Below are 19693 nucleotides of genomic sequence, written 5' to 3' on the forward strand. Positions count from 1 at the left end.
CCGCCGGAACGTACGACGCCATTCGACCAGACGAGCGCCCAAATTGCCTTCCTTGGCGGCCATGCCGCGAGCCCGAGCGGTTTTATCTCATGAGGCCTAGACTGCCTACCGCTCTATCCCTTAGCGACTCCCGAGAACGTCCCATGACTCGCAAACTCCTTGCCATCTTCGGGCTCATCGTCGCGCTGTCGGCCGGCGGCCCCGCCCTCACCGACAGCCGCGCCGAGGCGCCGCAGCAGAAGACCCAGGCGCCGGGCTACCACCGGATGATGCTGGGCGACTTCGAGATCACCGCGCTGTCCGATGGCACCGTGGACCTGCCGGTCGACCAGCTGCTGTCCGGCGCCCGGCCCGGCCAGGTGAAGCGCGCGCTGCAGCGGGCCTACCTGGGCGTGCCGCTCGAGACCTCGGTCAACGCCTACCTGGTCAACACCGGGACGCGGCTGGTGCTGATCGACACCGGCGCCGCCGGCCTGTTCGGCCCGACGCTCGGCAAGCTGCCGGCCCACCTGAAGGCCGCCGGCTACCTGCCCGAGCAGGTGGACGAGGTCTACATCACCCACCTTCACCCCGATCATGTGGGCGGCCTGCTCGCCGACGGCAAGGCGGCGTTCCCGAACGCGACGCTGCGCTTCGACCAGCACGACGCCGACTTCTGGCTCAGCAACGAGCAGATGGCCAGGGCGCCCGACGACGCCAAGGGCTTCTTCGCCGGCGCGATGGCCGCCGTCAAACCCTACCAGGACGCCGGCCGCCTGAAGACGTTCACGGGCAGCACCGACCTGGTGCCCGGGGTGCGCGCCGAGCCGGCGCCGGGCCACACGCCGGGTCACACCTTCTATGTCGTCGAGAGCCGCGGGCAGAAACTGGTGATCTGGGGCGACATGATGCACGTGGCCGCCGTGCAGTTTCCCGACCCCTCGATCGTCATCAAGTTCGATGTCGACTCGAAGACGGCGATGCCGCAGCGCCGCAAGGCCTTCGCCGATGCGGCCCGCCAAGGCTACTACGTGGCCATCGCTCATGTCTCGTTCCCGGGCATCGGACGCCTTCGTGCCGAGGGCAAGGGCTATGTCTGGGTGCCGCTGAACTACAGCAGCAAGCCGTGAATCCGAACCCGACAGGGAGCCGTCAACGCCGACCTCTGCCCCGATTGCTCGGCGCTTGATGTGGGTCAACGGCGGTGCTGCCCCGGCGCGCACAGCGCCCGCCGCCGTTGCCAGAATGGGTCATGAACAAGCTTCAGCGCGTGATCTGGGCCGAGGACTTCGCGACCGAATTGTCTCGATTGATCAGTGGTGGGATAGCCATGGGCGACTTCAGCGAGCGCGGCCTGAGGCTGTTTCCGACACACGGGCATATGGACCCGGGCGTCGTTGCGCAGGTGGAGTCCGACCGTTGGCACGCAGAGCAGCCGATCTGCGAATGTCGCGGCGCCGGAGCGGGCCCCTGCGCTGCTCGACCCAGATCATCGGCACTGCCCAGCGCTTTTGCCGGCGCCGGGATGCCGGGTTGTCGATAGGAGCGCTCGCCTCGGACGGGCCGGTCCGTCAGAAGCAAAAGCGGCCTGGAGGCTTCCACCTGACAGGCCGCATGAACATTGGTCGGGGCGGCGGGATTCGAACTCGCGACCTACTGGTCCCAAACCAGTTGCGCTACCAGGCTGCGCTACGCCCCGACTGAGCCGCGATTGTAGCCAGCGCACTTTGCCGAGCCGGATGTTCACGCGCTCAGCTGGGACCAGGCCTTCTCCAGGCGCTTGGCGCTCACGGGTTGGGGTGTCCGGAGTTCCTGTGCGAAAAGGCTCACGCGCAGTTCCTCGATCAGCCATCTGAACTCGTCGAGCCGCGCGTCGGCCGCGCCCTTGAGTTCGGCCACGCGGCGCAGGTAGCGTTGCTCGATCGGGCGCAGTTCGGCCAGGCGGGCCGCATCGCGCGCCGGGTCGGCGCGCCACTTGTCGAGCCGCAGCGTGACGCCCTTCAGGTAGCGCGGCAGGTGGTGCAACTGCGCGTAGCCGGTCTCGGCCAGGAAGCGCTTGGGGCACAGACGCGCCAGTTGCGCCGCCACGTCGTCGGCCACCTCCTTGGCCGGCCGCGTGTCCTTGAGCTTGCGGGTGGCGGTCGCCTGCTCGGCGAGCACGGTCGCCGCGAGGCGCGCCACCTCCTGCGCGATCAGGTTGAGCCGCGTGCGGCCCTCGTCGATGCGCTTCGCGAAGCCCGCTGCATCGGTGGGGAGCGGCTCGACGAGGAAGGCGCGGTCGAGCGCCACGTCGATGATCTGCGCCCGCAGTTCGTCGGCGCTGCCGCCGAGCGCCATGTACGCGACCGCCATGCGCGGCAGGTCGGGGATGCTCTTCTCCAGGTACTTCAGCGGCTCCTTGATCTGCAGCGCGACCAGGCGGCGCAGCCCGGCGCGGTGGCGCGTGGCCGCGACGTCGGGCTCGTCGAACACCTCGATCTCCACGTGGCCGCCCTTGTCGATCAGCGCCGGGAAGCCGACCAGGCTCTGCGCGCCGCGGCGGATCTCCATCAGTTCGGGCAGTTCGCCGAAGGACCAGGTGGTGTGGCGCTGAGGCGGCGTGGCCGAGGGTGGCGTGCCCTCACCCGGCCCTCTCCCGCGGGCGGGAGAGGGAGAGAGTTTGTGCGGCTCCCTCTCCCGCTGGTGGGAGAGGGTTGGGTGATGGCGAGTTCGCCGCCTGCTCCACCCCGCCCAGCTTCAAGGCCGCCAGCGCCTGGAACGCCGACCTGGCCTGCGCGCCCAACTCGGCCTTCAGCGTCGGCAGGTGGCGGCCCATGCCGAGCTGGCGGCCGTGCTCGTCGACGACACGGAAGTTCATGAACAGATGGGGCTGCAGCGTCTCGAGCTTGAAGTCGTTGCGCTGCACCGCGATCTGGGTGCGCTCGCGCACCGCCTTCAGCAGCGCGTCGACCAGGCTGCCCTGCGCGAACGGCACCAGCTCGCAGAACTCGGCTGCGGCCTCGGGCAGGGGCACCAGGCGCGAGCGCGGCCGCTGGTGCAGGCTCTTCATCAGCGCCAGCACCTTGTCCTTCAGCAGGCCCGGCACCAGCCACTCGCAGCGCTCGTCGTTCACCTGGTTCAGCGCGTAGATCGGCACGGTGACGGTCAGGCCGTCCTTGCTGTCGCCGGGCTCGTGCAGGTAGGCGGCCTCGCAGTCGATGCCGCCCAGGCGCAGCGTCTTCGGGAAGGCCGCGGTGGTGATGCCCGCGGCCTCGTGGCGCATCAGCTCGTCCTTGGTCAGCATCAGCAGCTTCGGCTGCTGCGGGCTCTGGGCGCGGTACCAGCGTTCCAGCGTCGTGCCGGAACACACGTCCTCGGGCAGTTGCTGGTCGTAGAAGGCGAAGATGAGTTCGTCGTCGACCAGCACGTCCTGCCGGCGCGACTTGTGCTCCAGCTCCTCCACTTGGCGGATCAGCTTGCGGTTGTGCGCAAGGAAAGGCAGGCGGCTCTCCCACTCGCCGTTCACCAGCGCCTCGCGGATGAAGATCTCACGCGCGGCGGCGGGGTCGACGTTGCCGAAGTTGACCCGCTTGTTGTTGTAGACCACCAGCCCGTACAGCGTGGCGCGCTCCAGCGCCACCACCTCGGCCGCCTTCTTCTCCCAATGCGGCTCGAGCAGCTGCTTCTTCAGCAGGTGGCCGGCCACCTGCACGATCCACGCCGGCTCGATCGCCGCCAGCGCGCGGCCGAACAGCCGCGTGGTCTCCACCAGCTCGGCGGCGATCAGCCAGCGGCCCGGCTTCTTGCTCAGGTGCGCGCCGGGGTGGCGCCAGAACTTGATGCCGCGCGCGCCGAGGTACCAGTCCTCGTCGTCGCTCTTGCAACCCACGTTGCCCAGCAGCCCGGCCAGCATCGCCAGGTGGAGCTGCTCGTAGGTGGCCGGCGTACCGTTGAGCCGCCAGCCGTGCTCGGCCACCACGGTGTGCAGCTGCGAATGGATGTCGCGCCACTCTCGCACGCGGCGCGGGCTGACGAAGTGCTCGCGCAGGCGCTGCTCCTGCTGGCGGTTGGAGAGCTTGTGGGCGGCCGTGCCCTCGCCGCGGCCGTCCGACGCACGGGCCGGCGCCGGCATGGTCGACGGGTGCGCGGCGTGGCCGCGTCCAGCTCGATCCACTGCCACAGCTTGACGTAGCCGACGAACTCGGAGCGCTCGTCTTCGAACAGCTTGTGCTTCTGATCGGCGGCCTGCTGCTGTTCGAGCGGCCGGTCACGCACGTCCTGCACCGACAGTGCGCTGGCGATCACCAGCACCTCGGCCAGCGCCTGGCGGTCGCGCGCAGCCAGGATCATGCGGCCGATGCGCGGGTCCAGCGGCAGCCTGGCGAGCTCCTTGCCGATCGCCGTGAGCGCGTTGTCGTCGTCGGTCGCGCCCAGCTCGTTCAGCAGCGCGTAGCCGTCGGCGATCGCCTTCTTCGGCGGCGGCTCGAGGAAGGGGAAGGCCTCCACGTCGCCGAGGCCCAGCGCCTTCATGCGCAGGATCACGCCGGCCAGCGAGCTGCGCAGGATCTCGGGATCGGTGAAGCGCGGCCGGCCCGCGTAATCCTTTTCGTCGTATAGGCGGATGCAGATGCCGTCGGCCACGCGCCCGCAACGGCCGGCACGCTGGTTGGCGGCGGCCTGGCTGATGGGCTCCACCTGCAGCTGCTCGACCTTGTTGCGATAGCTGTAGCGCTTGACGCGCGCCGTGCCGGCGTCGACCACGTAGCGGATGCCGGGCACCGTGAGCGAGGTCTCGGCCACGTTGGTGGCCAGCACGATGCGCCGCCCGTTGCCGGCCTGGAACACGCGGTCTTGCTCGGTCTGCGACAGCCGCGCGAACAACGGCAGGATCTCGGGCTGCGGGCCGCCGCGGTGCTGCTGCAGCAGGTGCTTGCGCAGGTGGTCGGCGGCCTCGCGGATCTCGCGCTCGCCGGGCAGGAACACCAGCACGTCGCCGCGGCCCTCGCGCCACAGTTCGTCGACGGCGTCGGCGATCGCGTCGTTCAGGTCGTGCTCACGCGACTCCTCGAAAGCCCTCCAGCGCTGCTCGACCGGGAACAGCCGGCCGCTCACCTGGATCACCGGCGCCGGCACGAGTTCGTGCCCCCACGCTCCGCGCTCCGCACTGTCTCCGCCCCCCGAGGGCGCGCCGCCCGGCTTGGGGCGGTCCGGCGTCGGGCGGACGCTCCCGAAATGCCGTGCAAACCGATCGGCATCGATCGTCGCCGACGTCACGATCACCTTCAGGTCGGGCCGCTTCGGCAGGATCTGCCGCAGGTAGCCGAGCAGGAAGTCGATGTTGAGGCTGCGCTCGTGGGCCTCGTCGATGATCAGCGTGTCGTAGGCCTGCAGCAGCGGGTCGGTCTGCGTCTCGGCCAGCAGGATGCCGTCGGTCATCAGCTTCACCGAGGCACCCGACGTCAGCCGGTCCTGGAAGCGCACCTTGTAGCCCACCACCTCGCCGAGCGGCGTTTCCAGCTCGTCGGCGATACGCTTGGCGACCGAGCTCGCCGCGATGCGCCGCGGCTGGGTGTGGCCGATCAGCCGTCCCCGCTCGCCGGGTTTGGCATTGGCCTTGCCGCGGCCCAGCGCCAGCATCAGCTTGGGCAGCTGCGTGGTCTTGCCGGAGCCGGTCTCGCCGCAGACGATGACGACCTGGTGGCGCTGCACCGCCTCGGCGATTTCGTCGCGCCGGGCCGAGACCGGCAGCGCCTCGGGGAAGCGGATGGGTGGCAGCGATCGCGGCGGTGCAGGGGCGGCGGTGCGGGGAGCGGTCTCGGGCATGGTGTCGGGCAGAATCCGCGATTATCCCGGCGCCCGTCTCATGGACCTCGTCTTCCCGCACACCTTCGTTCCCTGGTTTCGCTCGGTCGCGCCCTACATCCACGCGTACCGCGGCAAGACCTTCGTGGTCGCGATGGCCGGCGAAGGCATCGCCGCGGGCCGACTGAACGCCTTCGTGCAGGACGTGGCGATCCTGCATGCGATGGGCATCAAGCTGGTGCTGGTGCACGGCTTCCGCCCGCAGGTGAGCGAGCAGCTGCGCGCCAAGGGCCACCCGGAGCACTTCAGCCACGGCCTGCGCATCACCGACGCGGTGGCGCTCGACTGCGCCCAGGAGGCCGCCGGCCAGCTGCGCTTCGAGATCGAGGCGGCGTTCTCGCAGGGCCTGCCGAACACGCCGATGGCCAACGCGACGGTGCGCGTGGTGTCGGGCAATTTCCTGACGGCGCGGCCGGTCGGCATCGTCGACGGCGTGAACTTCCTTCACAGCGGCATCGTGCGGCGCGTCGACGCGGCGGCCATTCGCCGTGCCATCGACATCGGCGCGATCGTGCTGCTGTCGCCGTTCGGCTTCTCGCCGACCGGCGAGGCCTTCAACCTGACGATGGAAGACGTGGCGACCAGCACCGCCATCGCGTTGCAGGCCGACAAACTGATGTTCCTGACCGAGGTGCCAGGCGTGCGCGAGGACCCGCGCGACGCCGAGAGCGCGATCGATACCGAGCTCGCGCTGGCCGACGCCCGGCGCCTGCTGGCCGCCTGCCCGACCCGACCCAACCCACCGATACCGCCTTCTACCTGCGCCACTGCATCAAGGCCTGCGAGGGTGGCGTCGAGCGCTCGCACATCCTGCCCTTCAACGCCGACGGCGCGTTGCTGACCGAGGTCTACACACACGACGGCATCGGCACGATGGTGGTCGACGAGAAGCTAGAGAGCCTGCGCGAGGCCAGCTCCGACGACATCGGCGGCATCCTGCAGCTCATCGAACCCTTCGAGCGCGACGGCACGCTGGTCAAGCGCGACCGCACCGAGATCGAACGCGACATCGACCACTACACCGTGATCGAGCACGACGGCGTGATCTTCGGTTGTGCGGCGCTCTACCCCTACCCCGAGGCTCACACCGGCGAAATGGCAGCGCTGACGGTGAGCAACAGCGTGCAGGGCCAGGGAGATGGCGAGCGCATCCTCAAGCGCGTGGAGCAGCGCGCCCGTGCCGCCGGCCTCACCAGCATCTTCGTGCTCACCACCCGCACGATGCACTGGTTCATCAAGCGCGGCTTCGTCCAGGTCGATGCCGACTGGCTGCCCGAAGCGCGCAAACGCAAGTACAACTGGGACCGACGCTCGCTGGTCCTGGTGAAGAAGCTCGCCTGACGAGCCTCGTCGACCCGATCACAAGGACAAGGAGTTCCCCATGGCCCGTACCGTGCACTGCGCCCTGCTGAAGAAAGACGCCGACGGACTGGATTTCGCGCCCTACCCCGGCGAACTGGGCCAGCGCATCTTCGACAACGTCAGCAAGGAAGCCTGGGCCCAGTGGCTCAAGCACCAGACGATGCTGGTCAACGAGAACCGTCTGAATCTGGCGGACGCCCGTGCGCGGCAGTACCTCGCGCGTCAGATGGAGAACTACTTCTTCGGCGCCGGCGCCGAGCAGCCCGCCGGCTACGTGCCGCCGACGCGACCTGAGTTCGGCCGCAAGGGCGTGTGGCCCGCCCCGCGAGGGCGGTGCGTTGCGGATGCCTGGAATGGTGACGCAGACGCGAATCATTCGTGTTGACTCTTATACTGACAGATCGTTGTCACAGGAGACTCCACGATGGTCCGCTCTACCCTCGCCCGCACGGCCCTGGCCGCCGCCACCCTTTGTGCCTCGTTCGCCGCTGCGGCGCAGGACCAGGTGCTGAACCTCTACTCGGCGCGTCACTACCAGACCGACGAGGCGCTCTACGCCGACTTCACCAAGTCGACCGGCATCAAGATCAACCGCGTCGACGCCGACGACGCCGGTCTGCTGGCGCGCCTGCGCAGCGAAGGCGCCTCGAGCCCGGCCGACGTGATCCTGCTGGTCGATGCCGCGCGCATCATCCTGGCCGACGCGGACGGCCTGTTCCAGCCGGTCAAGTCCAGCGTGCTGGCGTCGCGCATTCCCGCGCAGCTGCGCGGCAAGGACGACGGCCAGGGCTCGCAGTGGTTTGGCTTCTCCACCCGCGCGCGCGTGATCGTGTTCAACAAGGGCAGCGTCAAGCGCGACGACGTGGACACCTACGAGGAACTCGCCGATCCGAAGAACAAGGGCAAGGTCTGCACCCGTTCGGGCTCGCACCCCTACAACCTGTCGCTGTTCGGTTCGATGTACGAGCACCTCGGTGCCCAGAAGACCGAGGCCTGGCTCAAGGGCGTGGTCGACAACATGGCGCGCGCCCCCAAGGGCGGCGACACCGACCAGATCAAGGCCGTGGCGAGCGGCGAGTGCGGCATCGCCCTCACCAACAGCTACTACCTGGCACGCCTGATGCGCTCGGAGAAGCCGGAAGACAAGGCCGTGGTCGAGAAGATCGAGGTCGTGTTCCCGAACCAGCAATCCTGGGGCACCCACGTCAACATCGCCGGCGGCGCGCTGGCCCGGCACGCGAAGAACCGCGATGCCGGCGTGAAGTTCCTCGAATACCTGTCCACCAATTCGGCCCAGACCTATTTCGCGAACGGCAACAACGAATATCCGGTGGTGCCGGGCGTGAAGGTCGCCAATCCGGCACTCGACGCGCTGGGAGCTTTCAAGGCCGAACTGATTCCGATCTCGGTGGTCGGGCTGAATTCCATCCGGGTTCAGCAGAGCCTCGATCGGGTCGGCTACAAATAATTCCCGACATATTCCACCTGGAACCCGGCCGCGGCCGGGTTTTCTCTGAGTTGTCACATTGCACGATTTTCGCTGGACCGCCTAGAATCAAATTCAGGCGGGCGCTATTCCCCGCTTCAATTCAACTCGATGGAGCTGGACGCTGAAATGGCCACATACCAAGACCTGATGTCCCAGAAAGCCGCGCTCGAGCGGCAGGCTGCGGCCCTGACCGAGCAGATCGAGACCGCACGTCGTGCCGAGCACAGCGCGGTCATCGCCAGGATCAAGGCCTTGATGGACGAACACGGCATCACGCTGGCGGATCTGGGGCGCAGCAAGTCCCCGGTCAAACCGGCCAAGGCTGCAAAAACCGGCGGGACCGCCGGTCGCAAGGTCGCAGTCAAGTATCGGAATACCGCGACCGGCGATACCTGGAGCGGCCGCGGGCTGCAACCCAATTGGTTGAAGGCAGCGCTGGCCTCCGGCCGCAAGATCGAGGAATTCTCGGTCTGACAGGCGATCGGTTTCGACCGGCGAAGCCGGCCGAGGCATTTTCAACCAGCCGCCTGCGGGCGGCTGCTTCGTTTGTGGACCGAGGTGCCGGAGCCGGAAACAAACCCGCGTCGAGGTCCGGCGGGCAGATTCCGCGCACGGCGAGAAGCTGCGAAGGAATCTCCTTCACGGCCTATCGCGAGGCAGGCGTCGCGCCCTCCTTGGCGCGCCCCATGATCCGGCGCACCAAGCTCGTGCCAGCGAGCACCAGCGCCCCTGCCACGATGCCGAGCACACCATCCAGCACACTCGGCAGCAACGCCTGCAACACCCCCCCGACGCCACCGGCGAACGCCGCGACCCGGGCCACGATCGCCTCGAGGGCATGGTGCAGCACCGGGATGCCGTGCGTCAGGATGCCGCCACCCACCAGGAACATCGCTGCGGTGCCGGCGATCGACAGCCCCTTCATCAGCCACGGTGCCGCTCTCAGGATGCCGGCGCCCAGACCGCGCTGAAAGCGGCCCCATGCCCCGCCGCCCGGCTGACGGCTCAGATAGAGGCCGCCATCGTCGAGCTTCACGATCGCCGCCACGAGCCCGTAGACGCCGACCGTCATCAGCAGCGCGATGCCCACCAGCACCGACACCTGCGTGATAAAGGGCGACTCGGCACGGTGCCCAGCGTGATCGCGATGATCTCGGCCGACAGGATGAAATCGGTGCGCACCGCACCCTTGATCTTGTCCTGTTCGAAAGCCACCAGATCCAGCGCCGGATCGGCCACCGCGCGGGCCAGTTCCGCCCGGCGGGCCTCGTCCTCCGCCTTGTCGTGCATGAACTTGTGCGCCAGCTTCTCGAAGCCTTCGTAGCAGAGGAACGCGCCCCCGACCATCAGCAGCGGCGTGACGGCCCAGGGCGCGAAGGCGCTGATCGCCAGCGCCGCAGGCACCAGGATCGCCTTGTTCTTCAATGAGCCCCGCGCCACGGCCCACACGACCGGCAGTTCGCGGTCGGCCGAGACGCCGGTCACCTGCTGGGCGTTGAGCGCCAGATCGTCACCCAGCACCCCCGCGGTCTTCTTGGTGGCCACCTTGGTGAGCAGGGCCACGTCGTCGAGCACGCTCGCGATGTCGTCGATGAGGGCAAGCAAGCTGGAAGCGGCCATTCGGAGTCCTGAGGTTGCCGGAGCGGTTCAAACGATCGATCGCAGCGATTGTCCGATGAAGGCCGCACCGTCGTTGGCACCCTCGCGCGGCATGCCGCTAGAGTCAGCCGCATGACGAGCGACGACACGGCGATCCATACGGTGACGGTGCAACCGGCGGGCTGGGTCTTCGCCGCACCCGCGTCGGTGCCCTTGCTCGTCGCCGCGCAGCGCGCCGGCATCCGCCTGCCCAGTTCCTGCCGCAACGGCACCTGCCGGGCCTGCCTGTGCGAATCGCGCCACGGCGAGGTGGCATACCGCATCGAATGGCCGGGGCTCAGTGCCGACGAGAAAGCCGCCGGCATCATCCTGCCCTGCGTCGCACACGCCCGCTCGGACCTCGTGATCGAGCAGGCTGCGGCACGCTGCATGCCCCCGTCCGACGAATCCGGCGGCTGAACCGGCTCGATGTCACGACGCGCGCCGCATCGCCTGTCGCTGCCGACCCACAGCCTGCAACCAGTCGAAAGAACCGCCGATCGGCCGGCGACACGGCGTCACGCCGAGGTGCCGGCCGGGCAGGCGGGACCCGCGAATGCTCCCTAGCACAACCGGATATGCCGCGCGGCCTCCCCGACCCTCGGCGTCGTGATCTCGCGCACGTCCGGCCTCGCCGGACAACGCACCAAAAGCTTGCGCGCTCTCGTGCCGTCGGCCACCCTGCGGCTCGGCCGCCCGTCCGACGCAGGGCGCCCGCGGCGCACCCTGATGCAACTTGCAACGAAACTGACGGCCGCAGGTTCGACAATCAAGACTTTCATACCCGCTTGGAGAACCGATGAGCCGCATCACCCCCCTGGCCCTGTCGCTGCTGGTCGCCGGCCTGATGACCACCGGCGGCGCCGCCCTGGCGCAGGCGCAGACCGCTCCCGCCGCGAAGCCGGCCCCGGCCAAGAAGCCGGTGTCGCAGTCGCGCAAGGAACTGAAGTCCGAAGCCAAGGGCCTGGCTCTCGCAACGGAAGTGACCGAGACGATCAGCGACAACCAGTTGGCAATCTCCAACCGCGTGCTGACCGGCACCGCGCAGTGCGAGTTCAACCAGACTGTCAGCGTGACCCCGGTGCAGAACAAGCCGGGCCACTTCGAGGTCGTGTTCAACAAGGCGGCCTATGTGATGACGCCGCAGGAAACCACCACCGGCGCCGTCCGGCTCGAGGACAGACGCAGCGGCGTCGTGTGGCTGCAGATCCCCGTGAAGTCGATGATGATGAACCAGAAGATCGGCCAGCGCATGGTCGATGGCTGCACCCTCGCGGAGCAGCGCGCCGCGGTCGCGGCCGTCACCGCCGCGGCGCGCTGAGACGCCGATTGACCCCCGCCGCGCTGGCCCTGGCCGGCGCCGGCGTCCGCTCCCGGGTTGAATATGCGGATTCAGGTATGTATACTTCATACATACCGATCGACGCAGATTCACGGGAGCCAGCATGGAAGCCACCGTTGCCGAGCGCGGGCAGATCACTCTGCCCAAGGCCGTGCGTGACGCCCTCGGGCTGGTCAAGGGCACGCAGCTGAAGGTCGAGCTCGACGGCGGCCGCATCATCCTGCGCAAGAACGTCGACGACGCCATCTCTCGCGCTCGCGGCAAGTTCAAGCTCGACGGCTTCACCTCGGTCGACGAGGCCCTGCGCGCGGTGCGCGGTCGGGCCCCCGGCGATCCCGTCGATCGCTGAGCGCCCCGCCGTCGATGATCGCGATCGATTCCTCCGTCCTGATCGAACTCCTCAGCGAGAGCCCCGAGGCCGACACGGCCGAGGCCGCGCTGCGCGACGCGCTGTCGCGCGGGCCGGTCGCCGTCTGCGATGTCGTCATCGCAGAGGTCTGCAGCTCGCTCGAGGAAGGCGATCGCGCCGTGCAGGTGCTCGAGGACATGGGCATCGTCTACAGCGCGGTCGAGCAGAAATCCGCGGTGCGCGCCGGCGAGATGCAGCGTCGCTACCGCTCGCGCGGAGGTGCCCGCCAGCGCAACGTGCCCGACTTCATCGTCGGGGCCCACGCCTTGCTTCAGTGCAACGGCCTGATCACCCGAGATGCCGAGTTCTTCCGCCTCTACTTCAAAGGCCTGAAAGTCATCGTGCCGCGCGCCGCCTGACAGGGTCCCTTCGCTTTCGTCCCCCGCCCTCCTCCTACCGTCCCCGGAGTCCACCATGCTGCAAGCCTATCGCCAACATGCCGCCGAACGCGCCGCGCTCGGCATCCCGCCGCTCCCGCTCGAAGCGAAGCAGGTGGCCGAACTGATCGAGCTGATCAAGAGCCCGCCGGCCGGCGAAGAGTCCTTCCTGCTCGACCTGCTGACACACCGCGTCCCGCCGGGAGTCGACGACGCCGCCAAGGTCAAGGCCTCGTTCCTGGCCGCCGTGGCGCACGGCGATCTCGCGGTCGCGCTGATCTCCAAGGCCAAGGCCACCGAATTGCTGGGCACGATGGTGGGTGGCTACAACGTCAAGCCCCTGATCGACCTGCTCGACGACGCCGACGTGGCCGCCGTCGCGGCCGAAGGCCTGAAGAAGACGCTGCTGATGTTCGACTTCTTCCACGACGTGGCCGAGAAGGCCAAGGCCGGCAACGCCAAGGCCAAGGAAGTGATCCAGAGCTGGGCCGATGCCGAGTGGTTCACTTCGCGCCCCGAGGTCGACAAGAAGATCACCGTCACCGTCTTCAAGGTGCCGGGCGAGACCAACACCGACGACCTGTCGCCGGCGCCGGACGCCTGGAGCCGCCCGGACATCCCGCTGCACTACCTGGCGATGCTGAAGAACACGCGCGAAGGCGCGGCCTTCAAGCCCGAGGAGGATGGCAAGCGCGGACCGATGCAGTTCATCGACGACCTGAAGAAGAAGGGCCATCTGGTCGCCTACGTCGGCGACGTGGTCGGCACCGGCTCGTCGCGCAAGAGCGCGACCAACAGCGTGATCTGGGCCACCGGCCAGGACATCCCCTTCGTGCCGAACAAGCGCTTCGGCGGCGTCACGCTGGGCGGCAAGATCGCGCCGATCTTCTTCAACACCCAGGAAGACTCGGGCTCGCTGCCGATCGAAGTGGACGTATCCAAGCTCGAGATGGGCGACGTGGTCGACATCCTGCCGTACGAGGGCAAGATCCAGAAGAACGGCGCCACCGTCGTCGAGTTCAAGCTGAAGAACGAGGTGCTGTTCGACGAGGTGCGCGCCGGCGGCCGCATCAACCTGATCATCGGCCGCAGCCTCACCGGCAAGGCGCGCGAGTTTCTCGGCCTGCCCGCCTCGACGCTCTTCCGCCTGCCCAAGGCCCCGGCCGCGACCCAGGCCGGTTTCACGCTGGCGCAGAAGATGGTCGGCCGCGCGGTCGGCCTGCCCGAGGGCCAGGGCGTGCGCCCGGGCACCTACTGCGAGCCCAAGATGACCACCGTCGGCAGCCAGGACACCACCGGCCCGATGACGCGCGACGAACTGAAGGACCTGGCCTGCCTGGGCTTCAGCGCCGACCTGGTGATGCAGAGCTTCTGCCACACCGCGGCCTACCCGAAGCCCGTGGACGTGAAGACGCACCGCGAGCTGCCTGCCTTCATCAGCAACCGCGGCGGCGTGGCGCTGCGCCCGGGCGACGGCGTGATCCACAGCTGGCTCAACCGCCTCCTGCTGCCCGACACCGTGGGCACCGGCGGCGACAGCCATACGCGCTTCCCCATCGGCATCAGCTTCCCCGCAGGCTCGGGCCTGGTCGCCTTCGGCGCGGCCACCGGCGTGATGCCGCTGGACATGCCCGAATCGGTGCTGGTGCGCTTCAAGGGCCAGATGCAGCCGGGCGTGACGCTGCGTGACCTGGTGCATGCGATCCCGCTCTACGCGATCAAGGCCGGCCTGCTGACGGTCGCCAAGGCCGGCAAGAAGAACGTGTTCTCCGGCCGCGTGCTGGAAATCGAGGGCCTGCCGGACCTGAAGGTGGAACAGGCCTTCGAGCTGAGCGACGCCTCGGCCGAGCGTTCGGCCGCCGGCTGCACCATCAAGCTCAACCCGGCGCCGATCAAGGAATACCTCACCAGCAACGTGGTGCTGATGAAGAACATGATCGCCGACGGCTATGCAGACGCCCGCACCCTGCAGCGCCGCATCGAGAAGGTCGAGGCCTGGCTGGCCAATCCGCAGTTGCTCGAGGCCGACAAGAATGCCGAGTACGCCGCCGTGATCGAGATCGATCTGGCCGACATCAAGGAACCGATCGTCTGCTGCCCCAACGACCCGGACGACGCCAAGTTCATGTCCGAGGTCGCCGGCACCAAGATCGACGAGGCCTTCATCGGCTCGTGCATGACCAACATCGGCCACTTCCGCGCCGCCGCCAAGCTGCTGGGCGGCCAGCGCGACATCCCGGTCAAGCTGTGGGTCGCCCCGCCGACCAAGATGGACGAGAGCGAGCTGATCAAGGAAGGCCACTACGCCAACTTCGGCGCCGCCGGTGCCCGCACCGAGATGCCCGGTTGCAGCCTCTGCATGGGCAACCAGGCCCAGGTGCGTGAAGGCGCGACCGTCGTCTCCACCAGCACCCGCAACTTCCCGAACCGCCTGGGCAAGAACACCAACGTGTTCCTGGCCTCGGCCGAACTGGCGGCGATCGCCTCGAAGCTCGGAAAGATTCCGACCGTGGCCGAGTACCACGAGGCGATGGGCATCATCAACAAGGACGCCGACAGCGTGTACCGCTACATGAACTTCGACCAGATCGACGAGTACGCGAGCGTCGCGAAGGAAGTCACCGCCTGATCACCGGCGACACCGCTCGAGGCCACGGCCCGCAGTTCCTGCGGGCCGTTTTCCTTTCAGGCCCGCCGTTGCGCGTGCGCGCGCAGCCGTTGCACCGCGGCGGCCACGCCATGAGCGGCCCGTACCACCATCTGCGAGCGGCGTTCGAACCACGGCAACAGCGCCGCCCCTGCCGACTGGGCCGGCAGTTCGAAGGACGGCAGCGCTTCCGGTGCGACTTCGGCCGGCGTGGCGGCAGCCGAAGTCGGGCCCGGCGCGAGGCAGGCGTGCACCGCCGCGGCGGCGCGACGCAGCACCGCTCGGCCGGCTCGCGATCGAGCGCGTCGACCCGGCGGGTGAGCATCTGCCGCATCGCGGCCAGGTGGCCGAGCATTTCCTGTCCGTGGGTCAGTGCGTCGGTGATGGCCTGCAAAGGCACCCGCACGCGTTCCGGCTCGACGCTGCTTCGCTGTGCCATCGCGGCCAGCCCGGCGAGGGACTCATAGGCCTCGCGACGCGCCAGACCCAGCCGCGCGCGGCTGCGCCCGGGCTCGGGCCAGGTCAGCACCTCGATGGCCAGCGCGTTCAGGCTGTTCAGCAGCCGGTCGAGCGCGCGCGTGAGGCTGCTGCGCTCCCACGACGGCAGGACGTAGCAGAACGCCCAGGCCAGCCCGGCGCCAAGTGCGGTATCGGCCAGGCGCTCGGCCACTGCGAAGCCGGCGGCCGGATCGGCCAAGTGAGCCTGCAGCAGGGCCATCACGGTGGCAGCGATCGCCGTGACCAGATAGCGCACGTTGACGAAGGCATGCGCGGCCGCGACCGCCAGCAGGAAGGCCACCGAGGCCACGCCGCTCCAGTGCAGTTGCGCCAGCCCGAGTACCAGCAGACAGCCGAGCACCGTGCCGCCGAGCCGCGCGTTGCGCCGCTCGAGCGTCTGCTCCAGATTGCCGCGCAGCACGACCGCGACGCTCAGCACCAGCCAGTGCGGGTGCGAGGCCCAGGGCAGCGCCTCGCCGATGAAGTAGGCCGCCCCGAGCGCGACGGCCGATCGCACGGCGTGCCGAAGCACCGGCGATCTCCCGCTGGTGTGTGGTTTCAGCGCAGCGAGCGGCCAGCCCTCGACCGACACGAACAGGCTCAATTCTTCCTGCGTCAAACGCAGCGGCAACAGCTCTCCGCGCAACAGCGCGCGCATCTGCCGCAGGTCGTCGATCATGTGCTGCGCGCGATCGGCCAGCGCCGGCAGCAGGTGTTCACGCCGGTCGCCCGCCGGGATCGAGACACCGGCCACCCAGGCGTGCAGCGGGCGGTCGTCGCTGTCGTGCGCAGCCTCCACCGGGTCGTCGTAGCGCAGCGCGCCCTGCATCGCATCGAGCGCGGCCGCCTGCGCCTCCAGATTGGCGGCGAGCCGCTGGCGCACCGCAGCCGCCAGCGCATCGTCACCCAGCAGGCCCAGATCGAGCTCACTGGCCAGCAGGGTGTCGCGCAGATCGACGGCGGTGACCAGCAGGCCGGCGAAGGTCCGCGTTTCGGTATCGCGGTCCGGCCGCTCGAAGATCAGATCGCGCGCCGCCTGCACCCGGTCGTTGAGTGCCGTCTCGTCGCGGATCCACGTTCGCAGCCGGTCGGCGGCCGAGTCACTGCCGCGCACCTGCGGCGATGAAGGCACGAGCAATGCGGCGCGCGCCCGCAGCAAGGCGGACAGCCCCTCCAGCACGCCAGCCAGGGCCAGCGCTCGATAGCGGCGCTGCAGCATCACCGAGCAGAACATCGCCCAGGCCATGTACAACGCCGCGCCGAGCGCCGTCCAGGCGGTGTGCGCGAACACCGCAGCCGCGCCCGACACAGGCGGCGACGCCATCGCGAACACGATCGCGAGGATGCCGACGAACGACACCGGACCGGCGCGCAGGCCCCAGGCCAGCGTCATCGCGGAAGCGAAGGCCACCAGCGCCACCACGCCGCCGAGCGCCACCGGATGCAGGCGCAGCGCGACGACGAACGCCGTCACGACGCAGGTGCTGAACGCCGCCAGCGACACCCTGAGCCAGCTGCGCCGCGGCACCACGGGCAAGTCGGCCAGGCTGACGCAGACCGCGCCGCTGACCGCCCACAGCGCCGGCGCGCTGCCGGCCAGCGCCGACACCAGCGCCTGGATCAGGCAGATGCCGAGTGCGACGCCGATGCCATTGACGACATGCAGCGGCAGCGCGTGCAGCGGACGCCAGGGAACGCGCATCAGGCGGGCGGCGCTTCCAGGGCCTTCACCAGCGCGTGCAGGCAGCGGTTCACCGGCGTTGGCGTGCCGGTGGCCTCGCCGCGCCGCACGACGTAGCCGTTGAGGTGATCGATCTCGCTGCGGCGCCCGCGGCGCAGGTCCTGCGCGGTCGACGAGAACTGCGCCGGCATGGTCTGCGCGATGCGGCGCACCGACGCCGGCACCTCGCCCGGGATCCGAACGCCATCGGCAGCAGCCACGGCCAGGCACTCGGCCACCAGGTCATCCATGACGCGGGCGATGCCTTCGCGCGCGACCAGCGGGCCGTAGGCAGGTTCGTCAACGCCGACAGCGCGTTGTAGGCGCAGTTGAGCACCAGCTTGGCCCACAGCACGCCGGCCACGTTGTCCCCGGTCTCGGCCGGCACGCCGGCATCGCCCAGCAGCGCCAGCAGGCCGGCGGCCTCCAGCGTGCCCGGTGTGCCGTGCACGCCGGTCGGTCCGATCACCAGTTCACCGCGGCCGTTGTGCTTCACGTGGCCGGGACCGGCCATCTCGGCGGCGACGTAGACCACCGCAGGCCACACCGGCACACCGACCAGTGCCTGCAGCCGTTCGGCGTTGTCGACGCCGTTCTGCAGGCTCAGCACCAGCGCGTCCGGCGCCAGGTGGTCACGCAGCTCGAGGCCGGCCGCCTCGGTGTCGGTCGACTTGACGCAGAACAGCACCAGCGCCGCGTCGATCAGCGCCGCCGCCTCGGTGCTGGCGCGCACCGGCAGTTCGACGTCGAAGGCCGCCGTCTGCAAGCGCAGGCCGCGCTGCTGCAGCGCCTCGACATGGGTCGGTCGGCCAACCAGCACCAGCTCGTGGCCGGCACGCGCCAGCATGCCGCCGTAGTAGCAGCCCACGGCCCCCGCGCCCATCACGCCGATCTTCATCGTTCGCTTCCGCGCACGGGCGTCAGGGGGCCGGCGGCGCGATCTGCTCGGCGTAGTCGTAGAGCGCGCCCAGGATGTCCTGGCCCCGCTCGTCGGCCGACTCGCTGAGCGCGTCGATGCGTTCGAAGAAGGCCGCCAGGCTGCTGCCGCCGCCGACGCCCAGGTGCAGCCGCTCGGCGCGATGCTGCTCCCACTGGGCCCGCTCCTCGGCATCGAGCGTGTCCGGAAAGTTGCGCGCCCGGTAACGGAACAGCAGTTCCTCCAGGCGCCCGTCCTCGAACGACGGGCGCTGGCCCGCCAGCCCTTCCGGCGGCAGCCCACGCAGCCGCTCGAGCGTGCGCCGGTCGGCATTGGAGACGAAGCCGCCATACAGGTCTTCGTCGACGTCGGGTGCCTGCTCGGGCGCGGGCCGCGCGAACACGTCGGCCCACAGCGCGCGTGGCAGCGCGTCGTGCGCCAGGGCGATGTCGGCGTGACGCTGCACCCGGGCGGCGTCGTAGCCCCAGCGCTCGGCCATCGCCGGGCTCAGCGTCTTGAGGTTGCCGATGACGATCGGCGACTTGTTGATGTGGATGCTCTTGATCGGCAGGCGCGTCGTGCCCTCCGGCAGATCTTCGGCCTTGGTGAACAGGCGCTGGCGGATCGCGGCGGCATCGAGTCCGTAGAGTTCGCTGGGGTCGGCTGCCAGATCCCAGACGATCAGTTCGTTCTTGTTGGTCGGGTGAGCGCCGAGCGGCCACACCGCGGCGAGGCAACCCCGCTCGGCCGGGTACATGCCGGAGATGTGCAGGAAGGGCCTCCGCGCACCGGCACCGATCTCCGCCATCACCGCGTCCTTGCGGTGCAGCCGGAAGCAGAAGTCCCACAGGCGGGGCTGGTGCCGGCGGATCAGCCGCGCCAGGCCGATGGTGGCACGCACGTCCGACAGCGCGTCGTGTGCCGCCTCATGTGCCAGGCCATTGGCCGCCGTCAGGTGCTCGAGCTTGAACGAGGCTCGGCCGTCCTCGTGGCGCGGCCATTCGATGCCCTCGGGCCGCAGCGCATAGGTGCAGCGCACCACGTCTAGCAGGTCCCAGCGCCCGCAGCCGTTCTGCCATTCTCGGGCATAGGGGTCCATCAGGTTGCGCCAGAACAGATGGCGCGTCACCTCGTCGTCGAAGCGGATGGTGTTGTAACCCACGCCCACCGTGCCCGGCGCCGCCAGCTCGCGCTCGATGGTGGCAGCAAAAGCATGTTCCGGCAGGCCCTGCTCGAGGCAGGTCTGCGGCAGGATGCCGGTCAGCAGGCACGATTCGGGGTCGGGCAGGAAATCGGGCGCGGGCTGGCAGTAGTGCATCAGCGGCGGACCGATCTCGTTGAGCTCGGCGTCGGTGCGCACGCCAGCGAACTGCGCCGGCCGGTCGCGCCGCGGCCAGCGCCCGAAGGTTTCGTAGTCGTGCCAGTAGAAGCTGTGTTCGCTCATCGCCCGCAACATACCTCAAGCCGTGGCCGGG

14 protein-coding genes, 1 tRNA gene and 4 pseudogenes are annotated in these 19693 nt (G+C 69.1%); 11 read left to right on the plus strand and 8 right to left on the minus strand.

Translation table 11 applies throughout. The annotated features are described in order from the left end of the window. Positions 1–143 precede the first annotated feature (143 nt). Positions 144–1109, plus strand: coding sequence for an MBL fold metallo-hydrolase (locus tag Y694_RS00085; protein ID WP_231497428.1), 966 nt, complete (start codon positions 144–146; stop codon positions 1107–1109). Positions 1110–1231: 122 nt separating this feature from the next. After that, positions 1232–1522, plus strand: coding sequence for a hypothetical protein (locus Y694_RS23925; RefSeq protein WP_148210911.1), 291 nt, complete (start codon positions 1232–1234; stop codon positions 1520–1522). Between the two features lie 79 nt (positions 1523–1601). Here the strand turns inward: Y694_RS23925 and Y694_RS00090 are convergent. The 4 genes from Y694_RS00090 to hrpA form a co-directional block, all read right to left on the minus strand. After that, positions 1602–1678: transfer RNA gene (locus Y694_RS00090), tRNA-Pro, on the minus strand. Between the two features lie 44 nt (positions 1679–1722). Next, entirely contained in the window at positions 1723–2529 is an 807-nt protein-coding gene (locus Y694_RS26935) for a DUF3418 domain-containing protein (RefSeq protein ID WP_409072449.1), read from the minus strand. A gap of 70 nt (positions 2530–2599) precedes the next feature. Then, complete coding sequence (locus Y694_RS26940) at positions 2600–3871, minus strand: DUF3418 domain-containing protein (protein WP_409072452.1); 1272 nt, start codon at positions 3869–3871, stop codon at positions 2600–2602. Continuing rightward, a complete protein-coding gene (gene hrpA / locus Y694_RS26945; RefSeq protein ID WP_409072450.1) occupies positions 3766–5781 on the minus strand; it encodes an ATP-dependent RNA helicase HrpA in 2016 nt (671 codons plus the stop codon). The genes Y694_RS26940 and hrpA overlap by 106 nt, the downstream gene beginning before the upstream one ends. 40 nt (positions 5782–5821) lie before the next feature. On the opposite strand from hrpA, the pseudogene argA reads away from it, so the two are divergent. From argA to Y694_RS00115, 4 genes and pseudogenes are all read left to right on the plus strand, one after another. Next, positions 5822–7161, plus strand: a pseudogene (argA, locus tag Y694_RS00100) (amino-acid N-acetyltransferase). A 40-nt stretch (positions 7162–7201) separates the two neighbouring features. Next, positions 7202–7468: pseudogene (locus Y694_RS00105) on the plus strand (oxidative damage protection protein); the annotation flags it as partial. 138 nt (positions 7469–7606) lie between these two features. Further along, a complete protein-coding gene (locus Y694_RS00110; protein WP_036228625.1) occupies positions 7607–8650 on the plus strand; it encodes a Fe(3+) ABC transporter substrate-binding protein in 1044 nt (347 codons plus the stop codon). Between the two features lie 129 nt (positions 8651–8779). Beyond that, positions 8780–9145 carry an H-NS family nucleoid-associated regulatory protein gene (locus tag Y694_RS00115; protein WP_231497429.1) on the plus strand — a complete coding sequence of 122 codons (366 nt, stop codon included), beginning with the start codon at positions 8780–8782 and terminating at the stop codon, positions 9143–9145. Positions 9146–9317: 172 nt separating this feature from the next. On the opposite strand, the pseudogene Y694_RS00120 reads toward Y694_RS00115, so the two are convergent. Beyond that, positions 9318–10291: pseudogene (locus tag Y694_RS00120) on the minus strand (DUF808 domain-containing protein). A gap of 111 nt (positions 10292–10402) precedes the next feature. On the opposite strand from Y694_RS00120, the gene Y694_RS00125 reads away from it, so the two are divergent. The 5 genes from Y694_RS00125 to acnB all read left to right on the plus strand — a co-directional run bounded on the left by Y694_RS00125 (position 10403) and on the right by acnB (position 15066). Then, positions 10403–10729 (plus strand): 2Fe-2S iron-sulfur cluster-binding protein, encoded by a 327-nt coding sequence (locus tag Y694_RS00125; protein WP_011828967.1) that lies wholly within the window; start codon positions 10403–10405, stop codon positions 10727–10729. Between the two features lie 379 nt (positions 10730–11108). Beyond that, positions 11109–11630 carry a hypothetical protein gene (locus Y694_RS00130; RefSeq protein WP_011828965.1) on the plus strand — a complete coding sequence of 174 codons (522 nt, stop codon included), beginning with the start codon at positions 11109–11111 and terminating at the stop codon, positions 11628–11630. Positions 11631–11754: 124 nt separating this feature from the next. Next, positions 11755–12000, plus strand: coding sequence for an AbrB/MazE/SpoVT family DNA-binding domain-containing protein (locus Y694_RS00135; protein WP_011828964.1), 246 nt, complete (start codon positions 11755–11757; stop codon positions 11998–12000). 14 nt (positions 12001–12014) lie between these two features. Further along, the gene (locus Y694_RS00140; protein WP_011828963.1) at positions 12015–12419 is read left to right on the plus strand and encodes a type II toxin-antitoxin system VapC family toxin; all 405 of its coding nucleotides are present in this window, start codon (positions 12015–12017) and stop codon (positions 12417–12419) included. 55 nt (positions 12420–12474) lie between these two features. Next, a complete protein-coding gene (acnB, locus tag Y694_RS00145) occupies positions 12475–15066 on the plus strand; it encodes a bifunctional aconitate hydratase 2/2-methylisocitrate dehydratase (RefSeq protein ID WP_036228630.1) in 2592 nt (863 codons plus the stop codon). Here the strand turns inward: acnB and Y694_RS00150 are convergent. From Y694_RS00150 to sbcB, 3 genes and pseudogenes are all read right to left on the minus strand, one after another. Next, a complete protein-coding gene (locus Y694_RS00150; RefSeq protein ID WP_036228633.1) occupies positions 15056–17284 on the minus strand; it encodes an FUSC family membrane protein in 2229 nt (742 codons plus the stop codon). The two genes, acnB and Y694_RS00150, sit on opposite strands and share 11 nt — an antisense overlap. Next, positions 17284–18200: pseudogene (locus tag Y694_RS00155) on the minus strand (ketopantoate reductase family protein). Before Y694_RS00155 ends, Y694_RS00150 begins: the two are co-directional and overlap by 1 nt. A 22-nt stretch (positions 18201–18222) precedes the next feature. Then, positions 18223–19662 (minus strand): exodeoxyribonuclease I, encoded by a 1440-nt coding sequence (sbcB, locus tag Y694_RS00160; RefSeq protein ID WP_036228742.1) that lies wholly within the window; start codon positions 19660–19662, stop codon positions 18223–18225. Positions 19663–19693: the final 31 nt, after the last annotated feature.

Origin of the sequence: Methylibium sp. T29-B (genome assembly GCF_000576225.1) — a bacterium.
In the GTDB taxonomy this organism is placed as follows: Bacteria; Pseudomonadota; Gammaproteobacteria; order Burkholderiales; family Burkholderiaceae_C; genus Methylibium; species Methylibium petroleiphilum.